Source organism: Bacillus sp. ME78, assembly GCF_903970865.1.
GTDB classification, from domain to species: domain Bacteria; phylum Bacillota; class Bacilli; order Bacillales; family Bacillaceae_G; genus Bacillus_A; species Bacillus_A cereus.
This window is the reverse complement of the sequence record NZ_CAJCKK010000032.1, coordinates 38,817-48,408: the sequence shown is the minus strand read 5'-3', so window position 1 is coordinate 48,408 and position 9,592 is coordinate 38,817. Positions and strand designations below refer to the sequence as shown.

Sequence of the window (9,592 nt, the reverse complement as noted above, 5' to 3'; positions counted from 1 at the left end):
CCGTTCCCATACCGAACACGGAAGTTAAGCTCTCTAGCGCCGATGGTAGTTGGGACCTTGTCCCTGTGAGAGTAGGACGTCGCCAAGCAACTAAAAACACAAGTCTTTTGACTTGTGTTTTTTTTGTATTGTTAAAAAGAATGGGAAAGAAGTAATGGTAATACAAACACGTTGCCCAAGAGTTAATCATATTATATAAGAGATGGGTGTATATTTTTCTGGAAATTGTTAAGGATTAGAAGTATAAAATAGGTTCACTTAAATAGGGAGGGAAGGTTATGAAATTACAAAGTGAAGTTTGTATTGTTTGTGAGACAAAAAGAAAAGAAGGTATATATGTTTATAATAATTTAATATGTTATGAATGTGAAAAGGATATGGTGAATACAGAGACAGATGATCCGAAATATATACATTATTTAAAGCAACTTCGAAAATTAGAAGTATCATATTTTTAAATAGGCATATGCCTATTATTTTTTTTGTTCTGTATAATAGATGGAGAATGAATAATAAGGAAGAGATGTAGATGAATCAAAATCATATGCCTTTATATGAGGCGTTAATCGAGTTTAAAGAAAGAGGGCCGTTATCCTTTCATGTCCCAGGTCATAAGAATGGTTTAAACTTCCCTCAGAAGGCAATAAGAGAGTTTAAAGATATTCTATCTATTGATGTAACTGAGTTAGCAGGACTAGATGATTTGCATAGTCCGTTTGAATGTATAGATGAGGCACAACAATTATTGGCTGAAGTGTATGATACAAAGAAAAGTTATTTTTTAATTAATGGTTCAACAGTCGGGAACTTAGCGATGATTTTGTCTTGTTGTGGGGAACATGATATTGTTCTTGTACAAAGAAATTGTCATAAATCAATTATTAATGGTTTAAAACTAGCGGGAGCAAATCCCATTTTTTTAGATCCATGGATTGATGAAACTTATAATGTACCAGTGGGAGTTCGTAATGAAATTATTAAGAAAGCAATTGGAAAATATCCAAATGCGAAAGCACTCATTCTAACGCATCCTAATTATTATGGTATGGGGATGGATTTAGAGGCAAGCATCGCTTTTGCTCATGCACATGAAATTCCTGTTTTGATAGATGAGGCACATGGGGCACATCTTTGTTTAGGAGAACCATTTCCGAAATCAGCGTTAACATATGGTGCAGATATTGTAGTGCATTCTGCACATAAGACATTACCCGCAATGACAATGGGTTCCTATTTACATATAAATAGTCACTTAGTAGACGAAGAGAAGGTTACTACTTATTTAAGTATGCTACAATCTAGTAGTCCATCGTATCCAATTATGGCTTCCTTGGATATAGCACGCTTTACAATGGCGCGTATAAAAGAAGAAGGTCATGGTGAAATTGTTGAGTTTTTACGGAGATTTAAGGAACGGTTACGTTCTATTCCCCAAATCGCCATTTTAGAATATCCGTTGCAAGACGAGTTAAAGGTTACCGTACAAACTCGTTGTCAGTTATCAGGGTACGAATTACAGTCCGTATTTGAAAAGGTCGGTATATATACAGAGATGGCTGATCCGTACAATGTCCTATTTATTTTACCCTTGCAAGCAAATGAGGGGTATATGAAGGTTATAGAGATGATCCGAGTAGCATTGCAACATTATGACGTGAAAGACAAGAGGGAATCTATTCGTTATACTTATAAAGGTGAATTCTCTCCGTTGCCGTATACGTATAAACAACTAGAAAGATATGGAACAAGGATAGTATCTATAGAAGAGGCTGTTGGAATGATAGCGGCAGAAATGGTGATTCCGTATCCACCTGGGATTCCATTGGTTATGTATGGAGAGAGAATTACTTCAGAGCATAAAGAGCAAATTATGTATTTAGAGAGAGCAGGAGCTCGTTTTCAAGGTAATACGAAATATATGAAAGTGTATGATATAGAAAGTAGGTTTTAGGATGAAGGGATTATTTGTAACAATTGAAGGCCCAGAAGGTTCAGGTAAAACAACGTTAATTAAAAGCTTATTGCCATATTTTGAACAAAAAGCACAAAAGGTAATGGCGACAAGGGAACCAGGTGGTATTGCAATTTCTGAGGACATTAGGACGATTTTACATAAACAAGAATATACGATGATGGAAGCACGTACAGAAGCGCTTCTTTATGCTGCTGCGCGCAGACAACATTTAGTAGAAAAAGTTATGCCAGCACTTAATGAGAACTATCTCGTGTTATGTGATCGTTTTATAGATAGTTCTTTAGCATATCAAGGCTATGCAAGAGGATTGGGTATGGATAAGGTATTTGAAATAAATCGTTTCGCAACAGAGGACTGTATGCCTAGTTTAACAATTTATCTAGACATTGAGCCTGAGGTTGGCTTGGCTCGGATTGAAAAAGATGCAGGACGTGAAGTAAATCGACTAGATATGGAAGATATCTCTTTCCATAAACGTGTGCGCGAAGGGTATTTACAAGTTGTAGAACGTTTCTCGGAGCGTATTGTATTGGTAAATGCTGATCAGCCGATGGAAAAACTTATAGAAGAAGTTGTTCAGATTATAGAAGATAAATTGTTATAATAGAAGGAAAGAATGAAATAAGTGAGGTATGCATTATGATGAAGACGTGGGAGCAGCTTTCTGCTATACAACCCATCGGTGTAAAAATGTTGATGAATAGCATTGCAAAAGAGCGTATATCCCACGCTTACTTGTTAGAGGGAGGGAAAGGTACGGGAAAGTTTGCGACAGCAATTCAAATGGCAAAGAGTTTCCTCTGTTCTCAGCGGAATGGAGTAGAGCCCTGTCATGTATGCACAAATTGTAAGCGAATTGATTCAGGTAACCACCCTAACTTACATATTGTAAAACCAGACGGATTATCTATTAAGAAGCAGCAAATTCATGATTTACAAGAAGAGTTTTCAAAAACAGGATTAGAGGCAAATAAAAAATTATATATTATTGAGCACGCAGATCGTATGACGGCAAATGCGGCAAATACACTTTTGAAATTTTTAGAAGAACCAAGTAGTGATACAACCGCTATTTTACTTACTGAACAAAGTCATCAAATTTTAAATACGATTTTATCTCGTTGCCAAGTTGTTACGTTTAGACCGTTACCTACAGAATCTTTAATTAGAAGATTACAGGAAGAAGGTATTACAGCATCTTTATCGACACTTGCTGCTCAACTCACAAATAGTTTTGATGAAGCTTTAGCTTTATGTAGTGATGAATGGTTTGCACAAGCACGAGCTTTAGTGATAAAATTATGTGAAGCGCTCGAAAAAGATACAACCTCTATTTTTTTTGTACAAGAAAAATGGGGAAAACACTTTGGAGAGAAAGAACAATTACAGCAAGGGTTAGATATGTTACTCCTTATTTATAAGGATTTACTATATGTTCAACTTGGAGAAGAAGATCGTCTTGTTTTTCATGAGCAGAAAGAGATGTTTGAATCGTTTTCCTATGCTCAGAAGCGCATTGTATCAGCTCTCTTTAATATATTAGAGGCAAAAAATAGAATCAACGCTAATGTAAATGCGCAGCTTGTGTTCGAACAGTTAGTGTTGCGGTTGCAGGAGGGATGACCGTTTTGTATGATGTAGTAGGTGTTCGCTTTAAGAAGGCCGGAAAGGTATATTACTTTGATCCAAATCAGTTCGATATCTCTGAAAATGAGTTTGTTATTGTAGAAACGGTAAGAGGTATTGAATACGGAAAAGTAGTTATTACCAAAAAGCAAGTTGATGAAAACGACGTTGTATTACCGCTAAAAAAGGTTATTCGTATTGCAAATGAAAATGATCGTACCATTGTTGAAGAGAACAAACATGCTGCAAAAGAAGCATATCAAGTCTGTCAGCAAAAGGTAGTAGAGCATAATCTTGATATGAAACTTGTAGATGTAGAGTATACATTCGATCGTAATAAGATTATTTTCTATTTTACTGCGGATGGTCGGATTGATTTCCGCGAACTAGTGAAGGACTTAGCGGCAATTTTTAGAACAAGAATTGAACTAAGACAAATTGGTGTTCGTGATGAAGCGAAGATGCTAGGTGGTATTGGTCCATGTGGTCGTATGCTTTGTTGTTCTACTTTTTTAGGAGATTTTGAACCTGTATCCATTAAAATGGCAAAGGATCAAAATTTATCATTAAATCCTGCAAAAATCTCTGGTTTATGTGGTCGCTTAATGTGTTGCTTAAAATATGAGAATGATGAATATGAGGCAGCAAAGGAACAACTTCCTGATTTAGATCAACGTATACAAACCCCGCATGGTACTGGCCGTGTGATCGGATTAAATATTTTAGAAAGATTAATTCAAGTGGAACTAGTAGACAAGGAACGGATAGTAGAATATACGTTAGATGAGTTAGTGAATAAAGGGGTCGTTTCGAGTCAAACCACAGATTAATGAGGTGGGTGCTTGTGGAGAAAAAAGATATTTTTGAATCGGTTTCTAGTATGGAAGAGCAAATTGGACATTTATACAAACAGTTGGGAGAGTTAAAACAGCATCTTGCAGAGTTGTTGGAAGAAAACCAGCATATAAAAATGGAAAATAACAATTTGCGACACCGTTTTGAAGAAGTGCAGAATAAAGAAAAACAAAAAACTCAAAAGCGTAAAGAAGTGAAGCCGAAGACAGATATTGGTGAAGGCTATGACAATTTAGCGAGACTGTATCAAGAAGGTTTTCATATTTGCAATCTACATTATGGAAGTGTACGTAAAGAGGGAGATTGTTTGTTCTGTCTGTCATTCTTAAATAAAAAGTGAAATTACCTTTCCAATTATAATTGGAAAGGTAATTTTTTATACATGAAATAGGGTAGGTTAAGGGTAAGAAAAGGAGCAGTATATGAATTTATATGAAGATGAACGTTTAGATTACTTATTAGCGCAAGACATGAAGATTATACAAAGCCCATCAGTATTTAATTTTTCTTTAGATGCTGTTTTACTAGCAGATTTTGCATGGGTACCAATTCAAAAGGGGAATTTACTTGATTTGTGTACAGGTAACGCAGTTGTCCCCCTTCTATTAAGTACAAGAACAAAAGGAAAGATTACTGGTGTGGAAATTCAAGAACGCTTATATGATATGGGAGTAAGAAGTGTTCAATATAATGGGCTGGAAGAAAGAATTCACCTCATACATGGAGATTTGAAAGATATGCCAGAGAAACTCGGACGTCATCAATATGATGTTGTTACATGTAATCCACCATATTTTCAAACACCTCAAACTTCAGAGAAAAATATGAATGAACATTTAGCGATAGCTCGTCATGAAATTATGTGTACATTAGAAGATGTTGTATCTGCAAGTAGTCAGTTAGTAAAACAAGGTGGGAAAGTGGCGTTTGTACATCGTCCAGGGCGATTACTCGACATTGTCACATTAATGCGTAAATATAAAATTGAACCAAAGCGTGTGCGATTTGTTTATCCTAAGGTTGGAAAAGAAGCAAATACATTGTTAATTGAAGGAATTAAGGATGGAAATGCAGATTTAAAAATTTTACCACCTCTCGTTGTATATGAGAACAATAACGAATATACAAAGGAGATACGTTCAATTTTATATGGAGAAGAATAAGCATTTTTTTTATGTGGTAGAGTGCTCTGATGGAAGTTATTATGCTGGATATACAAACCATATAGAAAAACGAATACAGACTCATAATAGCGGCAAAGGAGCTAAGTATACACGCGTCAGGCTTCCTGTCGTTTTAAAATATGTAGAGACCCATGATGATAAACGTACAGCTATGCAAGCGGAGTATTACTTTAAGCAATTAACGAGAAAACAAAAAGAGGCATATATGCAAAAAGGAGAACGCTATGTGGCAACAAAAAAGCTTTCAACAAAATGAAAAGGGAGTTTTATATTTAGTACCAACTCCTATTGGAAATTTAGAAGATATGACATTTCGTGCAATCCGAATTTTAAAAGAAGTTGATTTAATTGCTGCTGAAGATACGAGACAAACGAAAAAACTTTGTAATTATTTTGAAATTGAAACACCTGTCACGAGTTATCATGAGCATAATAAAGAAGTAAGTGGAAAGAGAATATTAGAGAAGTTAGAGGATGGAAAGAATGTAGCACTTGTTAGTGACGCTGGTATGCCGTGTATTTCTGATCCGGGTTACGATATTGTTGTTGAGGCAGTAGCTGAGCAATATCATGTAATTCCGCTTCCTGGAGCAAATGCAGCCCTTACAGCATTAATTGCATCCGGTCTTGAAACAAAGCAGTTTTATTTCTATGGTTTCTTGCAGAGAAACAAAAAGGAACGGAAGATGGAGTTAGAAAAGCTTCGTTATGTACAAACTACAATGATGTTTTATGAAGCGCCTCATCGTTTAGATGATACTTTAATTTCGATGCAGGAAGTGTTGGGAAATAGAGAGATTGTATTGTGTCGAGAGTTAACGAAAAAATTTGAGGAATTTATTCGAGGGACAATTCAAGAAGCAATTGAGTGGACGAAGCAAAATGAAGTACGTGGTGAGTTTTGTATTTTAGTAGCTGGTTCAACAGAAGAACCTGCTCCAGAAGAACAATGGTGGGAATCTCTTTCAGTATATGATCATATTGAACACTATATAAATGAAAAAGGTATGAATTCAAAAGAAGCGATTAAAACAGTCGCTAAAGATCGAGATTTGTCGAAAAGAGATGTATATCAAATCTATCATGTCGATAAAAAATAAGCTTCTCATAATTGAGAAGCTTATTTTGCTGTTTCGATATAATCTTGAAGTTCGTTTAAGATTTGCTCAGCGCCTTCTTTGCTTAAGATGATTTTACCTTCAGCTAAAGAAAGGTTACCGTCAGATACTTCACCAGTTACTTGGCAAGTCATGTTTGGTTTATATTTCTTTAAGATGATTTTTTCGTCATCAACATAGATTTCAAGAGCGTCCTTTTCTGCAATACCTAAAGTACGGCGTAATTCGATTGGAATTACTACACGACCTAATTCATCAACTTTACGAACAATACCAGTAGATTTCATAATTTTTTTCCTCCTAAATAAATAGTTTATAAGTTTCGAGTCTATTTTTAGATTCGTCATTTTTCGACAAAATACCCTATGGACATATGATACCAATCATTTACATTTCCGTCAATTCTTAAATTCTATATTTTTTAAAAAGATTTATAGATTTCTTATTTCTTATATATAATAGATTGAGAGGAAATTCCACAATTATTTACAATATTTTCAGAAAAAAATAACAAATTCCAAGTGGAGATTGTATATTTTTTTGAAATATGAGCAATAGATGATAAAGATATCGAGCATTAAGACCCAGAATTCAAAATTAGGTTGGCTTAAAGAAGATAAGTGAGATTCGGGCTGCTCGTAAAAGCCCGATTGATGTGGGCTAATAATCAGTGGGGATGAAGAAAAACCCCACTGATTAAAGTTTCACTTTATATATGAGTTTTTGATATACTGTTTATAAATACATATGAGGTTATTCGGGAGGTCCAAAACAATGACAGAGGAAAATAAGTCCTTTTATATTACTACCCCAATTTATTATCCAAGTGGAAAATTACACATTGGACATGCTTATACGACAGTAGCAGGAGATGCAATGGCACGATATAAGCGTATGCAAGGATATAATGTGCATTATTTAACAGGAACTGATGAGCATGGACAGAAGATCCAAAAGAAAGCAGAAGAGTTAAATATTACGCCACAGGCATATGTTGATAATATTGTTGCAGGAATTAAAGAGCTTTGGGAGAAGATGGATATTTCTTATGATGATTTTATTCGTACAACTGAAGATCGTCATAAAGATGTTGTCGAAAAAATCTTTAAGCAATTAGTAGATCAAGGTGACATTTATCTTGATGAATATGAAGGTTGGTATTCTGTACAAGATGAGACGTTCTATACAGAGCACCAATTAGTAGATCCAATTATGGAAGGTGACAAAGTAGTTGGAGGAAAAAGTCCAGATAGTGGTCATGATGTAGAACTTGTTCGTGAAGAATCTTATTTCTTTAGAATGGGTAAATATGTCGACAGACTATTAAAGTTCTATGAAGATAATCCACATTTCATTCAGCCGGAGTCTCGTAAAAATGAAATGATTAATAATTTTATTAAACCAGGATTAGAAGATTTAGCAGTTTCTCGTACTTCATTTGACTGGGGAGTTCGTGTTCCTGGTAACCCAAAACACGTTATTTACGTATGGGTTGACGCATTATCTAACTATATTACGGCGTTAGGTTATGGAACAGCAAATGAAGAGAAATATAAAAAATTCTGGCCTGCAGATGTGCATTTAGTTGGGAAAGAAATCGTTCGTTTCCATACAATTTATTGGCCGATAATTTTAATGGCATTAGATTTACCTCTTCCAAAGAAAGTCTTTGCTCATGGCTGGATTTTAATGAAGGATGGAAAGATGAGTAAGTCAAAAGGAAACGTAGTAGATCCAGTTACATTAATCGATCGTTATGGATTGGATGCATTACGTTATTACTTACTTCGTGAAGTTCCATTTGGATCTGATGGCGTATTTACACCAGAAGGATTTGTGGAGCGTATTAATTTCGACTTAGCAAATGACTTAGGTAATTTATTAAATCGTACAGTAGCTATGATTGATAAGTACTTTAACGGAGAAATCCCTGCATTTAAAGCAAATGTAACAGAATTTGATGAAACGTTAGTAGTGTTTGCACAAGATACTTTGAAAAAAGTAGAAGAAGCAATGGAGAATATGGAGTTCTCTGTAGCGTTAGGATCTATTTGGCAATTGGTTAGTCGTACGAATAAATATATTGATGAAACACAACCATGGGTATTAGCAAAAGATGAGAATGATCGTGAAAAGTTAGCTTCCGTAATGGCTCATTTAGCAGAAGTACTTCGTCAAACAGGTATTATGCTTATGCCATTCTTAACAGTAGCACCAAGCAAGATGTTTGCTCAGCTTGGCCTTACTGATGAGGCTCATAAATCTTGGGAAAGTCTATCTACAATTGGCTGTATTCCAGCTGGAACAAAAGTAGAAAAAGGAAACCCAATTTTCCCTCGTTTAGAAATAGAAGTGGAAGTAGAGTACATTAAAGAACAAATGAAAAGCTCTGCCCCTAAAGTAGAAGAGAAAAAAGAAGAAGAGCCGAAGGCAGAAGAAATTACAATTGATGATTTCTTTAAAGTAGAATTACGCGTAGCTGAAGTACTATCTGCTGAACCTGTGAAAAAAGCAGACAAGTTGTTAAAAATTCAACTAGACTTAGGCACAGAAAAGCGTCAAGTTGTTTCTGGAATTGCAAAATTCTATTCGCCAGAAGACCTAAAAGGTAAAAAGGTTATTTGTGTAACAAACTTAAAACCTGTAAAATTACGCGGTGAATTATCGCAAGGTATGATTTTAGCGGGTGAAGAGAATGGTGTATTGTCATTAGCATCAATTGACCAAAATCTACCAAATGGTACAAAAATCAAGTAATTAAGACAAGAAAAGAGATGTTTCACGTGTAACATGTGTGAAGCGTCTTTTTTCTTTTTACATTCTCTATTTTTGCA

The 9,592-nt window shown here is 35.2% G+C and carries 11 protein-coding genes and 1 rRNA gene; 11 read left to right on the top strand and 1 reads right to left on the bottom strand.

Annotation, left to right across the window (positions count from 1 at the left end):
• The 10 genes from rrf to rsmI form a co-directional block, all read left to right on the top strand.
• Positions 1 to 88, top strand: a 5S ribosomal RNA gene (gene rrf / locus H6481_RS24215); the annotation flags it as partial.
• Between the two features lie 190 nt (positions 89 to 278).
• Positions 279 to 458 (top strand): sigma factor G inhibitor Gin, encoded by a 180-nt coding sequence (locus H6481_RS24210; RefSeq protein WP_000776279.1) that lies wholly within the window; start codon positions 279 to 281, stop codon positions 456 to 458.
• A gap of 71 nt (positions 459 to 529) precedes the next feature.
• Positions 530 to 1,951, top strand: a complete 1,422-nt coding sequence (locus tag H6481_RS24205; RefSeq protein WP_001073004.1) for an aminotransferase class I/II-fold pyridoxal phosphate-dependent enzyme — start codon at positions 530 to 532, stop codon at positions 1,949 to 1,951.
• A gap of 1 nt (position 1,952) precedes the next feature.
• Positions 1,953 to 2,579 (top strand): dTMP kinase, encoded by a 627-nt coding sequence (gene tmk, locus H6481_RS24200; protein ID WP_000677220.1) that lies wholly within the window; start codon positions 1,953 to 1,955, stop codon positions 2,577 to 2,579.
• Positions 2,580 to 2,614: 35 nt separating this feature from the next.
• A complete protein-coding gene (holB, locus tag H6481_RS24195; RefSeq protein WP_182813397.1) occupies positions 2,615 to 3,598 on the top strand; it encodes a DNA polymerase III subunit delta' in 984 nt (327 codons plus the stop codon).
• Positions 3,599 to 3,603: 5 nt separating this feature from the next.
• The gene (locus H6481_RS24190) at positions 3,604 to 4,431 is read left to right on the top strand and encodes a stage 0 sporulation family protein (protein WP_000272429.1); all 828 of its coding nucleotides are present in this window, start codon (positions 3,604 to 3,606) and stop codon (positions 4,429 to 4,431) included.
• A gap of 14 nt (positions 4,432 to 4,445) precedes the next feature.
• The gene (gene yabA / locus H6481_RS24185; RefSeq protein WP_000412063.1) at positions 4,446 to 4,796 is read left to right on the top strand and encodes a DNA replication initiation control protein YabA; all 351 of its coding nucleotides are present in this window, start codon (positions 4,446 to 4,448) and stop codon (positions 4,794 to 4,796) included.
• Between the two features lie 82 nt (positions 4,797 to 4,878).
• The gene (locus H6481_RS24180) at positions 4,879 to 5,619 is read left to right on the top strand and encodes a tRNA1(Val) (adenine(37)-N6)-methyltransferase (protein ID WP_001055355.1); all 741 of its coding nucleotides are present in this window, start codon (positions 4,879 to 4,881) and stop codon (positions 5,617 to 5,619) included.
• A complete protein-coding gene (locus tag H6481_RS24175) occupies positions 5,606 to 5,896 on the top strand; it encodes a GIY-YIG nuclease family protein (RefSeq protein ID WP_000414350.1) in 291 nt (96 codons plus the stop codon). Before H6481_RS24180 ends, H6481_RS24175 begins: the two co-directional genes overlap by 14 nt.
• Positions 5,865 to 6,740 (top strand): 16S rRNA (cytidine(1402)-2'-O)-methyltransferase, encoded by an 876-nt coding sequence (rsmI, locus tag H6481_RS24170; RefSeq protein WP_000267824.1) that lies wholly within the window; start codon positions 5,865 to 5,867, stop codon positions 6,738 to 6,740. The genes H6481_RS24175 and rsmI overlap by 32 nt, the downstream gene beginning before the upstream one ends.
• A gap of 20 nt (positions 6,741 to 6,760) precedes the next feature.
• Here the strand turns inward: rsmI and H6481_RS24165 are convergent, their stop codons facing one another.
• Positions 6,761 to 7,045 carry an AbrB/MazE/SpoVT family DNA-binding domain-containing protein gene (locus H6481_RS24165; protein WP_000843036.1) on the bottom strand — a complete coding sequence of 95 codons (285 nt, stop codon included), beginning with the start codon at positions 7,043 to 7,045 and terminating at the stop codon, positions 6,761 to 6,763.
• Positions 7,046 to 7,505: 460 nt separating this feature from the next.
• On the opposite strand from H6481_RS24165, the gene metG reads away from it, so the two are divergent.
• Positions 7,506 to 9,515, top strand: a complete 2,010-nt coding sequence (gene metG, locus H6481_RS24160; RefSeq protein WP_182813395.1) for a methionine--tRNA ligase — start codon at positions 7,506 to 7,508, stop codon at positions 9,513 to 9,515.
• Positions 9,516 to 9,592: the final 77 nt, after the last annotated feature.